Genomic DNA, 14,947 nt, shown 5'->3' with positions numbered 1-14,947 from the left:
GCGGTCGCCGTCACGGGAATCGGGACGGCCTCACTGGACGGTTCCGCCGACGACGCCCTCCTCCGCGAGTCGTTCACGTTCGGCGGTGTCGTACCCGATTTCGGCGAGAATCTCGCCCGTGTGCTGGCCGGGGAGCGGCGGTGGCGAGCGGATGTCACCCGGTGTCTCGGACATCTCCACCGGCACACCGACGGTGGTGAACGTCCCGTCCTCCGGGTGGGCCAGTTCGACGAGCGTCTCGTTGTGCTGGACCTGTGGGTCGGCGGCGACCTCCTGAAAGTCGTTGACCTCGGCCGCCCAGACGTCGGCGTCGAGCAGCGTCTCCAGCAGTTCGTCGGTGGGCCGTTCGCGGGTGGAGGCCTCCAGCGTCCGCTTTATCTCGTCGCGGTGGTCGAAGGTCGCCTGCGGCGTGTCGTAGTCGGCGAGTTCGGGCAGCGAGAGCGTCTCCGCGAGCGCCGCCATCGGTGCCATCGCGATGGCGACGTGCCCGTCGGCCGTCTCGTAGATGCCGTAGGGCCCGCCGAGCCACGCCTGTGCGATGCCCGCCTCGCTTCGCTCGAACTCGACGTCCATGTTCAGCGCGGCGGTTAGCTCCTGACACTGGAAGTCGATGGCGGCGTCGAAGAGGTTCACGTCGACGCGCTGGCCGGCCCCGGTCCGCTCCCGGTGGAACAGCGCGACCATCGTGTGGAAGGCGATGAGCATGGCGGCGTGTTCGTCGACGACGGCGGTCCCGGCCGGCGTCGGTGGGTCGCCCTTCCGACCGGTGTAGTTCGCCAGCCCGCTCATCGACTGGAGGAGCAGGTCCTGTCCGGGCCGGTCGACGTAGGGGCCGTCGCGACCGAACCCGGTGGCCGAGACGTAGATTATCTCCGGGTTGACCGCCTGCACGTCGTCGTAGCCGAGGCCGAACGAGTCCATCACGCCGGGTCGGAAGTTCTCGACGAGGACGTCCGCCTCGCGGGCGACGTCGAGGGCCACGTCCCGGCCCGCCTCGGCCTTCAAGTCGACCGTGATGCTCCGCTTGTTGCGGTTCATCGCGAGGAAGAAGGGGCTGGTCCCGTCGAGTAACTCGCCGCCGGCACGCAGGTCACGCTCCCACTCGCCGCCGAGTCGCTCTACCTTGCGGACGTCGGCCCCCATGTCGCCGAGTTTCTGCGTCGCCCACGGTCCCTGCATCATCTGTGTGAAGTCCGCGATTGTCACACCGTCGAGTGCCCGCTGCATACCAACAGACGTCCCCGAGACCCGATAAACGTTCGTGCGACCGTACACTTAATGTCCAGAGCGTGGTCAGTTCTCCCATGCCGACGCTACGACTCGTCGGGCGACCGTTCGAGGGGTTCGAGAACGCCCTGAAGCGTCAGATGGACGCCTTCGCCGAGACGACAGACGCAGACGTGACCTTCGAGCGTGATCACCGCCCGCTCCCCGAGATTCACGAGGACCTGCTCGTGACGGGTGACATCGCCGACGGGACCTACGACCTCTTTCTCTGTCTGAGCGACTGGCTCCCGATGGTCGCCGAGGCGGGGTACGTCCACCCGCTGGACGGCTACCTGTCACGGGACCCGCCGGACGACTGGCCGGACGGGTGGGCCGAGAGCCTACGCGACCTGATGGCCTACGACGGAACCATCTACGGGATACCGTACCACGACGGCCCCGAAATCTTCCACTACCGCGAGGACTGCTTCGAGGACGTCGCGGAGCAACGGGCGTTCCGCGAGGCGTACGGACGGCCGCTCTCGGTCCCGCGGACGTGGGACGAGTTTCTGGAGGTCGCCGACTTCTTTACGCGGCCAGAGGAGGACCTGTGGGGGACCGTCGTCGCGGCGAAACCCGACGGCCACAACGACGTCTACGACTTCGCCATCCAACTGTGGAGCCGCGGCGGGCAGTTGCTCGACGGCGACGGCACCCCCGCCTTCGACAGCCCCGAGGGACGCGACGCGCTCCAGTACTACCACGACCTGATTCACGAACACGAGGTGGTCCCGCCCGAGGCCGTCGAGATGGAGAGCGTCGAGGCCGGGCAGTTCTACGCCGACGGGAAGGCCGCGATGATGTGGAACTGGTCTGGCTTCGGGGCGATGGCCGAGCGTCCCGACTCGGCGGTGTTCGGACACACGAACTACGGCCTCATCCCTCGGGGTGACGCGCCCGACGGCGAACACACTTCACTCACCGTCTGCTACGGCCTGACCGTTCCGGCGGGGAGCGACCACCCCGACCTCGCGTACGACTTCGTCCGCCACGCCGCCTCGCCCGAGAGCGACAGAATCACCACGCTGGAAGGGGCCTCTGGCACGCGGTTCTCGACGTGGCGCGACCCGGAGATACGCCGGTCGAACCAGTTCTACTCGATGCTCGAAGCCGTCAACACCGGCCCGGTCAACACGCTCCCACAGATTCCGGCGTACACCGAGTTGAACGAGATACTGAACGAGATGGTCGAGGCCGCCGTCGTCGAGCGGTCGACGTCCGTTGAGGACGCCCTGACGGACGCCTCCGAGCAAGCGGCCGACCTCCTCGACTGAACGGTCGCGAGTGTCCTGCGAGTAACACTTATGCTCGTCTTCGGGCTGGTCTATGTATGAACCAGACAGTCGACAGCGAGCGCGCTGGCGAGTCCGCCGACTTCGACGCGCTGCCGATGCGGGTCGGCCTCGGGCAGTTCATGGACCCCACCGAGGAGAAACTCCGCTTCTGCAAGCAGTTGGGCGTCGACGACGTTCTGCTGAACATGTACCGCTACTCGCCGGACTACCCGCACATGCCGGACGACGAGCGGATTCCCCTCGAAGGCGACGCAGAGTGGACCTACGAGAACCTCGTGGAACTCCGCGAACGCGTCGAGTCGGCGGGCCTGCGACTGAACGCCATCGAGAACATCCCCATCTCGTTCTACGACAAAATCATGCTCGGGAAAGAGGGCAAGGAGGACCAGATGGAACACGTCAAGACGACCATCCGCAACATCGGTCGGGCGGGCATCCCGATGTTCGGCTACCACTGGATGCCCAGCGGCGTCTGGCGCAACACCGACGTCACCGTCCGCGGCGGCGCCGGTGCGTCGGGGTTCGACATGGACGCTGTCACCGACGAACTCACCCACGACAGGGAGTACACCGAGGCCGAACTGTGGGACAACTACGAGTATTTCCTCAGAGAACTCCTCCCAGTCGCCGAGGAGGCGGGCGTCAAGATGTGTCTCCACCCCAACGACCCGCCGGTCCCCTCGCTCGGCGGCATCCCCCAACTGTTCCGTAACTTCGAGAACTTCAAGCGGGCGATGGAACTGGTCCCGAGCGAGAACCACGGACTGGAGTTCTGTTTCGGGTGCTGGTCAGAGATGGGAGAGAATCTGGAAGAGGTCGTCCGGTACTTCGGCGAGCGAGGGAAGATATTCTACGTCCACTTCCGGGACGTGGAGGGGACCGTCCCGACGTTCACCGAGACGTTCGTCGACCAAGGGAACTACGACGCCTACGAGATGCTCTCGCTGCTCGACGAGGTCGGCTTCCGCGGCCTCCTCATCCCTGACCACGTCCCGCACGTCGAGGGCGACACCGACTGGGAACACCGCGGGCGCGCACACGCCGTCGGCTACTTGAACGGGCTTCTCACCGCGATTCGCCGCGAGACGGGACGCTGACCCATCAGAACCGGCGGGACCTACTGTTAAGTCGCTGGCCGGTGAGTGACACCTATGGCGGCTGAGAGACACGTCGACCGAACGGTCGTAGTGACAGGTGCGGCAAGCGGCATCGGCCGCGGCATCGCAAAGCGCTTCGGTGAGGAGGGCGCCAACGTCGTCGTCGCCGACGTGCGTCGCGACCCGAAACAGGGCGAGAAGTACGACACCGACGTGACGACACCGACGGACGAACTCGTCAGCGAGGAGACCAGCGGCGACGCGACGTACGTCGAGACGGACGTCGGCGACCCCGAAAACGTCGAGGCGATGGTCGAGACGGCGGTCGATACCTACGACGGTATCGACGTCCTCGTGAACAACGCCGGCATCCAGATCGTCGGTGACTCACAGACCACGAGCGTCGAGGAGTGGCAGCGCTCCATCGACATCGACCTGAGCGGCGCGTTCTACTGCGCGAAGTACGCGATACCCCACCTCGTCGAACGCGAGGGCCAGATTATCAACGTCGGGTCCGTCCGCGGGTTCGAGGGCGGCGGCGGCCCGCCCTACGCCGCCGCGAAGGGCGGCGTCGTCAACATGACCCGCGATTTGGCGATGGAACTGGGCGAGGAGAACGTCCGGGTGAACTGCATCAACCCGGGCTACGTCGAGACGCCGCTACAGGACATCGTCACCGAGGAGGACATGGCCAAATCCCGCGAACAGACGCTCCTTCCCCGGTTTGGCAAACCCGAGGACGTCGGCGACGCCGCGGTCTTCCTCGCGAGCGACGAGGCGGGGTTCATCACCGGCGCGAACCTCCCCGTCGACGGCGGTTGGTTGGCACACAGCGGCCTCTGAGGCGACTCAGAACACGCCGTACTCGTCGTAGGCGTCCAGCGGTGCCGTCCCCGACCGGACGGCCTCCCGGACCTCGTTCTCCGTGTCGGCCAGTTCCTCGGCTTCTTCGAGGACGGACGCCCGGATGGCTTCGGGGACGACTACGACGCCGTCGTGGTCCCCGAGGACGACGTCGCCGGCCGACACCTCGACGCCGCCGACGACGGCATCGGTCCCCCACTCCAGAATCTCCCAGCGAGGGACTGCGTCCGCGGGGGTCCGGTACCGCGAGAAGACCGGGAACGCCTCGTCGAGGATGTAGGCCACGTCGCGGACGCCGCCGTCGATGACCGCGCCACGGGCGCCCTGTGCTTTCAGCGAGACGACCGAGAGTTCGCCGAGGTGGGCCGCCCTGTCGTCGTTCGTCTGGTAGGTCAAGACGGCGTGTTCCGGCGCGTCGCCGAGCATTCGCAGAATCGCCCGCATGTTCTCGTCCGGGTCCACGCTCCGGTTCGGTCGACCGACCACTGGGTAGGCGATGCCCGCCGTGGTCATTCCGTCTCGGAGCGGCGCGATGTCGGGTGAGAGCGTCTGGTCTTCGTACCCCCTGTCGTCTAGCACGTCGACGACGGCGCCGGGATATAGCTGTTCGTAGCGGTCACAGAGATCACCGAGTGCCGGGTCGCTCATACCGATTCGGTCGGTGCCCAGCGACATAAGCTATCCCCGCGAAGCGACACCGCCCAAACAATTATTCGACTCGCCGCCGCAGTGAGGCTATGCAATTCGACTGGATGGTGCAGTGTTACGCAGGTGCTGGCGTCCACCGGGACACGCCGATGCTCGAAACGGTCGAACGCGAGACGGTACTTCGGGGCGTCGACGCCGCAGTCGAGACGGGGCTGGAAGGACTCTGGGCCCCGGACCACTTCATGCTCGGGCCGAAAGCCGAAGAGTACGAGGTGTGGACGCTCCTCTCGGCGCTGGCCGAACGGACCGACGACGTCGACCTCGGCCCACTCGTCGGGTCCATCACCTACCGCAACCCCGCCCTGTTGGCGAAGATGGCGACGACGGTGGACATCCTCTCGGAAGGCCGCCTCCGCCTCGGCCTCGGCGCCGGGTGGCACGAGGAGGAACACCGCGCCTACGGCTTCGATTTCCCTGACATCGGGACGCGCATCGAGATGCTGGAGGAGGGGGTGCAGGTCGTCAAGTCGATGTTCACCGAGGAGCATCCTACCTTCGAGGGTGAGCACTTCACCATCGACGACGCGCTGAACAACCCCAAGCCCGTCAGCGACCCGCACCCGCCCATCGTCGTCGGCGGCGCCGGCCCGAAGATGCTCAGACTCATCGCCCGCCACGCCGACGAGTGGAACGTCGAAATCAGCGCCCGGGCGCGTGGCAAGCCAATCGAGTTCAAAGTCAGGAAGTTCGAGGAGTACCTCGAAAACGAGGGGCGAGACCCGGACGACGTCGAACGCTCGTGGCTCGCTCACGTCCTCGTTCGGGAGGACGAGGCCGCCGTCGAGGAGGCCGTCGACGACATCTTCCCCCTCCCGTGGGGCGAGGAGTCCGATATGGACGAGACGCTGGACGACGCCGAGGACGCCCGCGAGAAGGGGAGCATGCTCATCGGGACGCCCTCGCAGGTGGCGACCCAAATCGAGGGCATCCGCGACCTCGGCTTCGAGAAACTCCAGTTGATGTTTCTTGACTTCCCAGACACCCGGGGGATGGAACTGTTCGGCGACGAAGTGGCACCACAGTTCCGGTAATCGCGGACCGGCACCGACGCTTATGTGGCGGTGCGCCGAACCGTCGCCATGACCTGCACGGTCACCGACGAGTACCAACGTCGCGGCATCGACGCGCTCTTTCTGGAGAACGACCTCCTCCGAGTGGAGTTGCTCCCCGGCAAGGGCGGCGACCTCACCCGGATAGTCGACAAGCGGACGGACACGAACGTGCTGTTCGAAGCGCCACACGAGTGGCGCGCGCCGGCCGCCGGTCCCGTCGGCGCGCCGGACGGGGCGTTCTCCTTCCTCGACCACTACCCCGGCGGGTGGCAGAGCGTCCTCCCGGGCGCGGGTGGCCCCTCCGAGGCCCACGGCGCGCCGCTGGGGCTGCACGGCGAGTCCACCCTCGTCCCCTTCGAGACGGAGATACTCGCGGACTCTGCCGAGCGGGTGTCTGTGCGACTGACCGCATCGCTCACCAGATACCCGTTCGACGTCGAACGGGACGTGACCCTCTCGGCGGGCGAGTCCGCCGTCGAGGTGTCCGAACGGGTCACCAACACGGGCGAGGTACCGGTGGACTACTCGTGGTTACAGCACGTCGCCCTCGGTGAACCGCTCGTCGCGCCGGAGGCGACCCTGACGGTCCCCTGTGAGACGGTCCACGTCGACCCCGACCAGACCGCGGACACCGCGCGACTGCCGCCCGGCGAGACGTTCGAGTGGCCGGTCTGTGAGACCGACGGCGGGCCGGTAGACCTCCGGGAGTTCCCGCCAGCGGACGACCGGGTTCACGACCTCGTCGCCCTCGCCGACCTCGACGAGGGCCGGTACACCGTCTCCAACCCCGAACTGGACCTCGGCGTCACCGTCGAGTTTCCAGCGTCGCTGTACGAGTACCTCTGGTACTGGCAACCGTTCGGCGGGTTCGAAGACGCGCCGTTCTTCGGCCGGAACTACAACGTCGGCCTCGAACCCTGCACCTCGATACCGAACGCGGGACTCGCCGAGGCCGTCGAGAACGGGACGGCCGAGGAACTCGCCCCGGGCGAGACCCAGTCGTCGACCGTCCGGCTACGGACGCACGGCACCGACTGAACGGCCGGCGCGTAGTTTTATGCACGCTGTGTCCGTACAACGACCGATGCAAGCACCGTCGAAGGACACCGACCGTTACTTCGAGGACATCGAGGAGGGAGAGACGTTCACCGTCGAGTCGGCCCGCACGATAACCGAGGCGGACGTCGTCAACTTCGCCGGCCTCTCCGGGGACTTCCACCCGCTACACGTGAGCACGACGCGGGCCGCGGAGTCGGACTTCGGGGAACGAATCGCCCACGGCAACCTCGTGTTCTCGGTGGCCGAAGCGCTCGTCGCCGACATGAACCCGCGCTCGTTCTCGTACGGATACGACTCCTTACGGTTCGTCAACCCGGTCGGCATCGGAACGACGCTGACCGTCCACCGAGAGGTGGTCGAGACCGAGGAGTACAACGACACGCTCGGCCGCGTCGTCTACGAGTACGAGGTGACGGACGACGACGGGACGACCCTGCTCGTCTGTCAGCACATCACGCTGGTCGAGCGACGCGACGCCGAGTCGTAGTCCGGAGTCGACCCGTCCTCAGTCGGACTGGGGCCTGACGTAGGTCACCGGACACGGCGAGTTGATGAGGACGTTCTGGGCGGTGCTCCCGAAGACGGCTTTGCCGACCGGCGACCGAGACCCGCCGGAGATAACGACGCGGTCCGCGTCCGCCTTCTCGGCGGTTTTGACGATGCCGTCGCTGACGTTCCCGACCACGCCGTCCACCTCGTAGTCGACGCCGTGGTCGTCGAAGAGGCCTTCGAGGTACTGGACCGACTGGTGGCGTTCGAGTATCACGTCGACGTCTTCGGCCGTCGCGCTCGGATAGTCCAGTTCAGCGGCCACCTCGTCGAACTCGTCTCTGGTGAAGACGTGCGTGAGGGCGACCGTCGCACCGGTCGGTTTCGCGACCTGCATCGAGACGCGTGCGAGTTGGTCGAGTCGGTCGTCGTCTGCCGGGCCGATAGCGAGTACGATGGTGTCGAACGAGAGGTCCATCGCCGTCACCTTCGACGGCGTGTGAAAAAACACCATCGGTCGGCGAAACCCGGCTCTCAGGACTCCTCGGGTTCGAACCGCCAGATGCACTCCATAAACGGGATACCGGACTCGGGATCCGCGTCGGCGTCGACGCCCGACTGTTTGAACTGGCCCGTGTACCGTTCCCACTCTGCGACCGCCTCGTCGCCGTCGACGGCGTCGAGGTAGGCGTCCAAGTCGTCGCACTCCAGAATGCAGACTGCCACGTCGTCCCGGACGTACAGTTCGAACTCCTCGACGCCGCCCCGCTCCATCGCGTCGGTGACCGCTTCGGGCACGTCGTCGTGGGCATCGACGTACGCCTCGCGCTGGTCGGGGTCGAGTCGCTGGACGTACACCGCTCGCTCGGTATCCTCGGGCATAGCTGATAGCTCTCGTGACGACGCAATGAGTGTTGCGCCCGCCGCTACCCGCGCGACCCCGAGAGTATTAGTACCGGGCCGACGGCAGATGGGCTATGGTCTCGCCTGCACTCATCCTGCCGCCGGAGCCGGACGAACGCTGGCAGTTAGCCAAACAGATGGGCGTCGAGAAAGCGGTCGTCCACCCGCTCGAAATCGGGGACGGTCGGACCCACTGGACCTACGACGACCTGCAGGGACTCGACAACTGGCTCACCGACGCCGGCCTCGAATTCTCGGTTCTGGAGGGGTCGGTCCCAATCTCCGACCGGGTCCGACTCGGGCGCGAGGGCCGCGACGAGGACATCGCGGTGTTCAAACAGTTCCTCCGGAACTGCGGGGAAGTCGGCATTCCGGTCGTCTGCTACGACTGGATGGCCGGGGTCAGGTGGGCACGGACCGCCGCCCACGTCGAGTCGCGCGGTGGCTCCTACGTCACCGAGTTCGACGTCGAGAAGGTGCAGGGCGGCCCCGAGCAGTTCGCCGACGTGACTCACGAGGACGTCTGGGAGGCTATCGAGTACTTCCTGCGAGAGGTGACCCCGGTCGCCGAGGAGGCGGGCGTGAAACTCGGTCTGCATCCCGACGACCCGCCACGGGAGTCCCTGCGCGGGACCCCCCGAATCGTCGACAGCGTCGAGGCCTACGACCGCGTCCTCTCGGCCTACGACAGCGAGTACAACGGCGTCACCTTCTGTCAGGGGAACTTCGCCGCCATGGGTGCGGACATCCCAGCGGCCATCGAACACTTCGGCGACCGCATCAACTTCGTTCACTTCCGCGACGTCGAGGGCGACGCAGACAACTTCGTCGAGACGTGGCACGACGACGGCCCGACGGACATGCTGGCCGCGATGCGGGCCTACGAAGAGCACGTCGGCGAGGACGTGCCGATGCGGCCCGACCACGTCCCGACGATGGCCGGCGAGGACAACTCGAATCCGGGCTACCACACGAAGGGTCGGCTGTTCGCCATCGGTTACATGCGCGGGCTACGCGAGCAAGCGCAGGCGGAGTAGCTCAGACGTCGACGCTCGACCGGAACTCTTCGCGGCCGGTCACGCCGAGGTCGACGCGGTAGAGGCTCCCCGCCCCCTCACCCTCCACGTCTCGCGTCTCGACGCAGGCCGTCGTGACGTACGCCGTGTCGTAGTCCTCGCCGGCGAACGTGAGCGAGGACACCTTCCGCGGGTCGAATGCGACTGTCTCCTCGCGAGTGCCGTCCGGCGCGAACCGAATCAGTTTGTGGCCGTCCCAGAACGCCGACCAGAGGTGGCCCTCGCTGTCGACGGTCATCCCGTCGGGCAGACCCTCGATGCCGCTCGCGTCGACCACCGTCTTCGGGTTCGAGATGTCACCCGTGGCGCGGTCGTAGTCGTACCGGTAGATGTACCCCGGACAGTCCGGGTCGACTTCGCCGGTGTCGGTGAAGTAGAACCCCGACTGGTCGAGGGTGAACCCCATGCCGTTGGGGAGCACACACTCCTCGCGGACGAGGTCGAACGACCCGTCAGTGTCCAGTCTGTACAGTTGGCCCGGCAGGTCACGGTCGGTATCCGGCATCACGCCGGCGAAGACGCGACCCTCCGGGTCGGCGATGACGTCGTTGAATCGCTCGTGGAACCGGTCGGGGTCCGGGTCGGCGACGGTGTCGACGTCACCTGTCTGCTGGTCGAGTCGGCGGACCGCGCCGGCCTCCTGAAACAGGAGCAGCGTGCCGTCGGTCTGGATGGTGAACCCGCCGATGCGCTCCTCGGTGTCCTCGTAGACGAGTTCGTGGTCGTCCGTGGACGGGTCGTATCGGTAGAGTCGACCCCGCGGGATGTCGACCCAGTAGAGCAGTTCCTCGTCGGGGTGCCAGAGCGGTCCCTCTCCGGTCTCACAGGCGATATCGACGACGAGTTCGGGTGTCGGCATACTGTACCCTCCGACCCCGTGTCCCGTAAAATTATGCGCCGAAACGTCCCGCCTCTCAGTCGTCGTCCAGCAGTCCCGCGTCCAGCGTCCCCGTCGTCATCAGTTCGTTCAGTTCTTCGAGGTCGGTCTCCTCGGGTTGCTTGATGTCTACCAGCCCCCCCTGATAGAGGACGCCGATGCGGTCTGCGTGGGCGAGGACGGACTCGATGTTGTGGCTGACGATGACGATGGTGATTCCCTCCTCGGCAAGTCGGTCGAGCGTGTCCTGCACGAGGCGGGTCGCATCGACCGAAAGCGCGCTCGTCGGTTCGTCGAGGATGATGACGTCCGGGTCGAACGCGAGGGCCCGACCGACGGCGACGAGTTGGCGCTGGCCGCCGGAGAGGAACTCGACCTCGGTCTTGATGTCGACGTCCCGTCCGAGCTGGTCCATCATTATCGCCCGAGACCGTTCGTACGTGGTCTCCCAGTCGATGAACGAGAAGGGTCCGAGACCGCGCTTTGGGAACTGGCCCATGAAGATGTTCGTCGCGATGTCTAAGTCGTCCATCAGCGCGAGGTCCTGATACACCGTCTCGATGCCGTTGTCGCGAGCGTCCGAGGGGTTCGAGAAGTGGACCTCACGACCGTCCTTGTAGATGGTTCCCTTCGTCGCTGAGTGGACGCCACTGAGGATGTTCATCAGCGTCGACTTGCCTGCGCCGTTGTCGCCGACGAGGGCGAATATCTCGGCCTCCTGAATGTCCAGCGTCACGTCGTCGAGGGCGACGATGCGACCGAACTGCTTGGTGATGTTCTCGACGCGAAGCTTCGGTTCCCCGGCCTCGTCGGTGGCTGGGCTGCTCGCGGCCTCCTGCTCGGCCGTCCCGCTGTCCTCGACGCTCATACCGCACCACTCGCGAGGATGCGAGCCCGGAGTTTGGCCTGCGTGCTGTACAGCAGTATCGCCGCCAGTAACACGAATCCGTTGACCATCTGTATCTGGGTTGCCCCGACAACGGGGCTGTTGTTCAGTGCCGACTGCACTAACTGGATGAGGACGACGCCGCCGAGCGCGCCGGTTATCTTCCCGCGGCCGCCAAAGAGGCTGATGCCGCCGATGACTGCCCCGGCGAACGCCTGAAACACCAGCCCCTCGCCGATGAGCGGCGGGACGACGCCGACGAACCCGGTCAGCATCAGGCCGGCGATTGCCGCCAGCAGACCGCTGATAGTGTAGACGACGATGATGAGGCGCTCGGTGTCGATGCCGACCTCTCTTGCGGACTTCTCGGAACTCCCCAGCGCGTACACCGCCTGCCCGAACGTCGTAAAGCGCATGATCAGGCCGAAGACGAGGAACGCGAACAGGAGCACCCCGATGGCGAACTCCGGCGTCCCGCCGACGTCTACGTAGAGTCGCGGGAGGCCCGTCACCGGTTGGGTCTGCATCGCCGTCTTGGCGCCCTCGAAGATGATGAGGAAGGCCAGCGTCTGCAGGAACGGGTTCAGTCCCATCTTCGCGATCATGATGCCGTTGACGAGGCCGATGAGCGACCCGGTCACGAGGATGATGCCGAACCCGGCCCACGGGTTCGTGGTGACGCCCCAGCAACTCGGACAGGTCCCGAGAAGCATCCCGGTGAACATCGCCGAGAACCCGGCTATCGACCCGATTGAGAGGTCGAAGTGTCCCGACAGAAGACACAGGCTCTCCGCGAGGACGAGCAGGCCGATCGGAACCGCGGCCCAGAGAACGAGTCTGATGGCGTTGGTGTTCCGCAGCGTCTGTGGGACGAACACGAGGACGCCGAGGATGACGATAGCCAGTATCGGCCAGATCATGTTGTCCAACAGGGTCAGTATTACGTCGTCTCTATCGCCGAACGTTCGCCCGAGGAATCCTTGTTCCGTAGACATAGTGTAGGGGAGTGGTGTGTCGTTAGATACCGCGCTCAGCCCCAGACGTTACCCCAGAGGAACGGCTGGTCGTAGTTCTCTTGGGTGATGACGATGCTGTTGGTCCGGAACCACGGGTGGCCGTTCTGCTCGCGCATGATGCCGGGTTCCCAGATGGGTTCGGACCACATCTCGACGCCTTTGTGCTGGCCAGGTTCGATGGTCAACTGGTCCGAAGTGACTTCCGACCCCACTTCGGGAATGACGCTGTCGTCCATCCCCGACTCCACGTACTGCTTCATGTACTGCATCGCGATGGGGTTGTAGAAGTAGTTGGGCTGGTCGACGGCGGCGTCGATAGTCCCGTCCCCGACGAGGGGGTTGACCTCCGGACTGCCGTCCATCTGCGTCAGGACGATGTGTCCCTCGTCGCCTTTCGACACCAGCATGTTGAGGTTGCGAAGCGCCTGCACGACGCCGAGGCCCATCGAGAGGTTGCCCGAGTAGATGCCGTCGACGCGCCCGTTCGCGTTGATCCACTCCTGTACGGTGGACTGGGCCACGTCACGGGCGTACTCGCCGTTGAGCGTCTGGACGACCTCGATGTTGTCCTGTTCGGCCATCACGTCGAGGAATCCCTGTGAGCGCTGGTTGGCCGACTGGTTGCCCTGAATCCCGCGGACGTTGAGGACGCGGTAGTTGTCCTTGTTCGGGTACTGCTCGCCGAGTGCTTTGACCATCTCCTCGGCCGAACTCGCGCCGCCGTCGTAGTTGCTGAATCCGACGTACAGCGGAATCTCCGAACTGGACGTGTCGGCGTTGGTCGCGAACACCGGTTTCCCGGCGTTCATCGCCTCGTTGATAGCGCCCTCCGCGGCACCGGTCGACCACACGCCGACGAGGATGGCGTCGTGGTCACTGTTCGTGAAGTCGCGGATGTCCTGCACCTGTTTCTGGGCGCTCTGCTGGTTCGGTCGGACGTCGAGTTCGATGCCGAGGTCCTCCGCGTAGAACTCGGCGGCCTCGATGTATGCCGTAATCCACGACCCCCCGCGGACGTACGCAGACATCCCGACTTTCTCGAGCGTGTTACCGCCGCCGCCGTTGCCGCCGGTGGTGGTGCCGGTGCCGTCACCCCCGCCGTCGCCGCCGTCGCCGCCGTCTCCACCGCCGCCGTCGCCGCCGTCGCCGCCGTCGCCGTTCCCGCCACAGCCTGCAAGTGACACTGTGGTAATCGCAGCACCGGTCGTCTTGATAAATCTGCGCCTGGTATTCTCTGCCATACAGAGGTGAGATTGAGAGTGTATATACATAAAGGTTGTCGAAAATATGCGTTTGACTCACACACTATTCCGACAGACGAACTCTCAGTGGAGATATCGACAGGAATCGAAAACTGGCCGGAGCACTAGTCGAGTCCGCCGAGGCGAGGAGTGAATCACTCGGTTGCACGGAAGGCGTTCTGTCGTGAACGAGACGATGTGAAACAAAAGCGACAAACGATGAGCTCCGATAGAGAACAAATACCCGATCGCACTACATTTCTGTGAGAGTAATCCTATTCTGGCACGGGCAGGAGGAATATAACTATTATTCGTGCTTATTTGGGGCGGATCTGTGCACACATTTACACGAGAGTCCGGATGGTCATCACTCGGTGTGGTGGTCGGGTGTCGGTAGCTTCTTTTTACCACATCGAGGATATGCGTGGTATGAAGCTCTACCTCGACACGGCTGACCGTGACCGCATTACCGAAGCCGCGAGACTTGGTGTCGTAGACGGTGTCACCACCAACCCGTCTATCGTGGCAGCGGCCGAACTCGGGTACAGAGAGGCGGTCACCGCCATCGCCGACGTCGTCGACGGACCGGTGTTTGCACAGGTTCTCGCCGACGACGTCGAGGGGATTGTCCGCGAAGCGCGCGGCTATCAGGAGTGGGCCGACGACGTCGTGGCGAAGATTCCGGCGACCCGTCCGGGGTTCGAAGCGCTCGCACGCCTGCGTGACGAGGATGTGCCCGCCGGCACGACAGTGGTCTTCTCCATCGAGCAGGCCGTGCTCGCGGCGAAAAACGACGCCTCGTTCGTCGCGCCGTACGTGGGCCGACTCGACGACGCCGGCGAGGACGGCGTCGACACCGTGCGGCGAATCCAGCACATCTACGACACCTACGGCTTCGAGACAGAGGTGCTGGCCGCGAGCGTCCGGAACACCACACAGGCCGTTTCACTCTACGAGGCCGGCGTCGACGCGGTGACGCTGTCGCCCGACGTCCTCGACGACCACGTCCCGCACCCGAAGACCGATGAGGGCGTCGCCGGGTTCGAGGCGGCGTGGGGCGACCGGGGCAGTCCCATCGACGAGTGACGTCGGAGCAGTAACGAAACGGTCAGACGGCG

16 protein-coding genes are annotated in these 14,947 nt (G+C 65.3%); 8 read left to right on the top strand and 8 right to left on the bottom strand.

Features of this window, described 5'->3' with window-relative positions:
- Positions 1–30: 30 nt before the first annotated feature.
- Positions 31–1,227 (bottom strand): CaiB/BaiF CoA-transferase family protein, encoded by a 1,197-nt coding sequence (locus tag G9465_RS11145; protein WP_166969949.1) that lies wholly within the window; start codon positions 1,225–1,227, stop codon positions 31–33.
- 77 nt (positions 1,228–1,304) lie between these two features.
- Here G9465_RS11145 and G9465_RS11140 point away from each other — a divergent pair, with 77 nt between their 5' ends.
- The 3 genes from G9465_RS11140 to G9465_RS11130 are packed head-to-tail and all read left to right on the top strand — an operon-like array spanning position 1,305 to position 4,501.
- Positions 1,305–2,540, top strand: a complete 1,236-nt coding sequence (locus G9465_RS11140) for a sugar ABC transporter substrate-binding protein (protein ID WP_166969947.1) — start codon at positions 1,305–1,307, stop codon at positions 2,538–2,540.
- A 56-nt stretch (positions 2,541–2,596) separates the two neighbouring features.
- Positions 2,597–3,658: a mannonate dehydratase gene (locus G9465_RS11135; protein WP_227015536.1), complete on the top strand. Its 1,062-nt coding sequence runs from the start codon at positions 2,597–2,599 to the stop codon at positions 3,656–3,658.
- Positions 3,659–3,712: 54 nt separating this feature from the next.
- Positions 3,713–4,501, top strand: a complete 789-nt coding sequence (locus tag G9465_RS11130) for an SDR family NAD(P)-dependent oxidoreductase (protein WP_166969945.1) — start codon at positions 3,713–3,715, stop codon at positions 4,499–4,501.
- Positions 4,502–4,507: 6 nt separating this feature from the next.
- Here G9465_RS11130 and G9465_RS11125 read toward each other — a convergent pair whose 3' ends face one another.
- Positions 4,508–5,170 carry an RraA family protein gene (locus tag G9465_RS11125; protein ID WP_166969943.1) on the bottom strand — a complete coding sequence of 221 codons (663 nt, stop codon included), beginning with the start codon at positions 5,168–5,170 and terminating at the stop codon, positions 4,508–4,510.
- Between the two features lie 89 nt (positions 5,171–5,259).
- Here G9465_RS11125 and G9465_RS11120 point away from each other — a divergent pair, with 89 nt between their 5' ends.
- From G9465_RS11120 to G9465_RS11110, 3 genes are read left to right on the top strand one after another with little or no spacing between them, the layout of a single operon-like run.
- Positions 5,260–6,261, top strand: coding sequence for an LLM class flavin-dependent oxidoreductase (locus tag G9465_RS11120; RefSeq protein ID WP_166969941.1), 1,002 nt, complete (start codon positions 5,260–5,262; stop codon positions 6,259–6,261).
- Positions 6,262–6,309: 48 nt separating this feature from the next.
- Positions 6,310–7,320, top strand: coding sequence for an aldose 1-epimerase (locus G9465_RS11115; RefSeq protein WP_166969939.1), 1,011 nt, complete (start codon positions 6,310–6,312; stop codon positions 7,318–7,320).
- Between the two features lie 46 nt (positions 7,321–7,366).
- Positions 7,367–7,828: a MaoC/PaaZ C-terminal domain-containing protein gene (locus tag G9465_RS11110; protein ID WP_166969937.1), complete on the top strand. Its 462-nt coding sequence runs from the start codon at positions 7,367–7,369 to the stop codon at positions 7,826–7,828.
- 18 nt (positions 7,829–7,846) lie between these two features.
- Here the strand turns inward: G9465_RS11110 and G9465_RS11105 are convergent, their stop codons facing one another.
- Positions 7,847–8,344, bottom strand: a complete 498-nt coding sequence (locus G9465_RS11105; RefSeq protein ID WP_227015534.1) for a universal stress protein — start codon at positions 8,342–8,344, stop codon at positions 7,847–7,849.
- 20 nt (positions 8,345–8,364) lie between these two features.
- Positions 8,365–8,712 (bottom strand): L-rhamnose mutarotase, encoded by a 348-nt coding sequence (locus tag G9465_RS11100; RefSeq protein ID WP_166969935.1) that lies wholly within the window; start codon positions 8,710–8,712, stop codon positions 8,365–8,367.
- A 95-nt stretch (positions 8,713–8,807) separates the two neighbouring features.
- Here G9465_RS11100 and G9465_RS11095 point away from each other — a divergent pair, with 95 nt between their 5' ends.
- Complete coding sequence (locus G9465_RS11095; RefSeq protein WP_166969933.1) at positions 8,808–9,770, top strand: mannonate dehydratase; 963 nt, start codon at positions 8,808–8,810, stop codon at positions 9,768–9,770.
- A gap of 1 nt (position 9,771) precedes the next feature.
- On the opposite strand, the gene G9465_RS11090 is transcribed toward G9465_RS11095, so the two are convergent.
- The 4 genes from G9465_RS11090 to G9465_RS11075 are packed head-to-tail and all read right to left on the bottom strand — an operon-like array spanning position 9,772 to position 13,829.
- On the bottom strand, positions 9,772–10,668 hold the full coding sequence (locus G9465_RS11090; RefSeq protein WP_166969931.1) for an SMP-30/gluconolactonase/LRE family protein: 897 nt from the start codon (positions 10,666–10,668) through the stop codon (positions 9,772–9,774).
- A gap of 55 nt (positions 10,669–10,723) precedes the next feature.
- Positions 10,724–11,554 carry an ATP-binding cassette domain-containing protein gene (locus G9465_RS11085; protein WP_166969929.1) on the bottom strand — a complete coding sequence of 277 codons (831 nt, stop codon included), beginning with the start codon at positions 11,552–11,554 and terminating at the stop codon, positions 10,724–10,726.
- Complete coding sequence (locus G9465_RS11080) at positions 11,551–12,567, bottom strand: ABC transporter permease (protein ID WP_166969927.1); 1,017 nt, start codon at positions 12,565–12,567, stop codon at positions 11,551–11,553. The genes G9465_RS11085 and G9465_RS11080 overlap by 4 nt, the downstream gene beginning before the upstream one ends.
- Before the next feature lie 35 nt (positions 12,568–12,602).
- A complete protein-coding gene (locus G9465_RS11075; RefSeq protein ID WP_166969925.1) occupies positions 12,603–13,829 on the bottom strand; it encodes a sugar ABC transporter substrate-binding protein in 1,227 nt (408 codons plus the stop codon).
- 429 nt (positions 13,830–14,258) lie between these two features.
- On the opposite strand from G9465_RS11075, the gene G9465_RS11070 reads away from it, so the two are divergent.
- Complete coding sequence (locus G9465_RS11070) at positions 14,259–14,915, top strand: transaldolase family protein (protein ID WP_166969923.1); 657 nt, start codon at positions 14,259–14,261, stop codon at positions 14,913–14,915.
- The last annotated feature ends 32 nt before the right edge of the window (positions 14,916–14,947 follow it).

This window comes from Haloarcula sp. JP-L23, assembly GCF_011602445.1.
Lineage (GTDB): Archaea > Halobacteriota > Halobacteria > Halobacteriales > Haloarculaceae > Haloarcula > Haloarcula pellucida.
The sequence above is the reverse complement of the archived record's forward strand: the minus strand, read 5'-3'. Positions and strand labels throughout refer to the sequence as shown.

Excerpts from the sequence above, each read along its gene's own strand:
- G9465_RS11145 (WP_166969949.1), bottom strand. The coding sequence starts at position 1,227 with ATGCAGCGGGCACTCGACGGTGTGACAATCGCGGACTTCACACAGATG.
- G9465_RS11140 (WP_166969947.1), top strand. The coding sequence starts at position 1,305 with ATGCCGACGCTACGACTCGTCGGGCGACCGTTCGAGGGGTTCGAGAAC.
- G9465_RS11135 (WP_227015536.1), top strand. The coding sequence starts at position 2,597 with ATGAACCAGACAGTCGACAGCGAGCGCGCTGGCGAGTCCGCCGACTTC.
- G9465_RS11130 (WP_166969945.1), top strand. The coding sequence starts at position 3,713 with ATGGCGGCTGAGAGACACGTCGACCGAACGGTCGTAGTGACAGGTGCG.
- G9465_RS11125 (WP_166969943.1), bottom strand. The coding sequence starts at position 5,170 with ATGAGCGACCCGGCACTCGGTGATCTCTGTGACCGCTACGAACAGCTA.
- G9465_RS11120 (WP_166969941.1), top strand. The coding sequence starts at position 5,260 with ATGCAATTCGACTGGATGGTGCAGTGTTACGCAGGTGCTGGCGTCCAC.
- G9465_RS11115 (WP_166969939.1), top strand. The coding sequence starts at position 6,310 with ATGACCTGCACGGTCACCGACGAGTACCAACGTCGCGGCATCGACGCG.
- G9465_RS11110 (WP_166969937.1), top strand. The coding sequence starts at position 7,367 with ATGCAAGCACCGTCGAAGGACACCGACCGTTACTTCGAGGACATCGAG.
- G9465_RS11105 (WP_227015534.1), bottom strand. The coding sequence starts at position 8,344 with ATGGTGTTTTTTCACACGCCGTCGAAGGTGACGGCGATGGACCTCTCG.
- G9465_RS11100 (WP_166969935.1), bottom strand. The coding sequence starts at position 8,712 with ATGCCCGAGGATACCGAGCGAGCGGTGTACGTCCAGCGACTCGACCCC.
- G9465_RS11095 (WP_166969933.1), top strand. The coding sequence starts at position 8,808 with ATGGTCTCGCCTGCACTCATCCTGCCGCCGGAGCCGGACGAACGCTGG.
- G9465_RS11090 (WP_166969931.1), bottom strand. The coding sequence starts at position 10,668 with ATGCCGACACCCGAACTCGTCGTCGATATCGCCTGTGAGACCGGAGAG.
- G9465_RS11085 (WP_166969929.1), bottom strand. The coding sequence starts at position 11,554 with ATGAGCGTCGAGGACAGCGGGACGGCCGAGCAGGAGGCCGCGAGCAGC.
- G9465_RS11080 (WP_166969927.1), bottom strand. The coding sequence starts at position 12,567 with ATGTCTACGGAACAAGGATTCCTCGGGCGAACGTTCGGCGATAGAGAC.
- G9465_RS11075 (WP_166969925.1), bottom strand. The coding sequence starts at position 13,829 with ATGGCAGAGAATACCAGGCGCAGATTTATCAAGACGACCGGTGCTGCG.
- G9465_RS11070 (WP_166969923.1), top strand. The coding sequence starts at position 14,259 with ATGAAGCTCTACCTCGACACGGCTGACCGTGACCGCATTACCGAAGCC.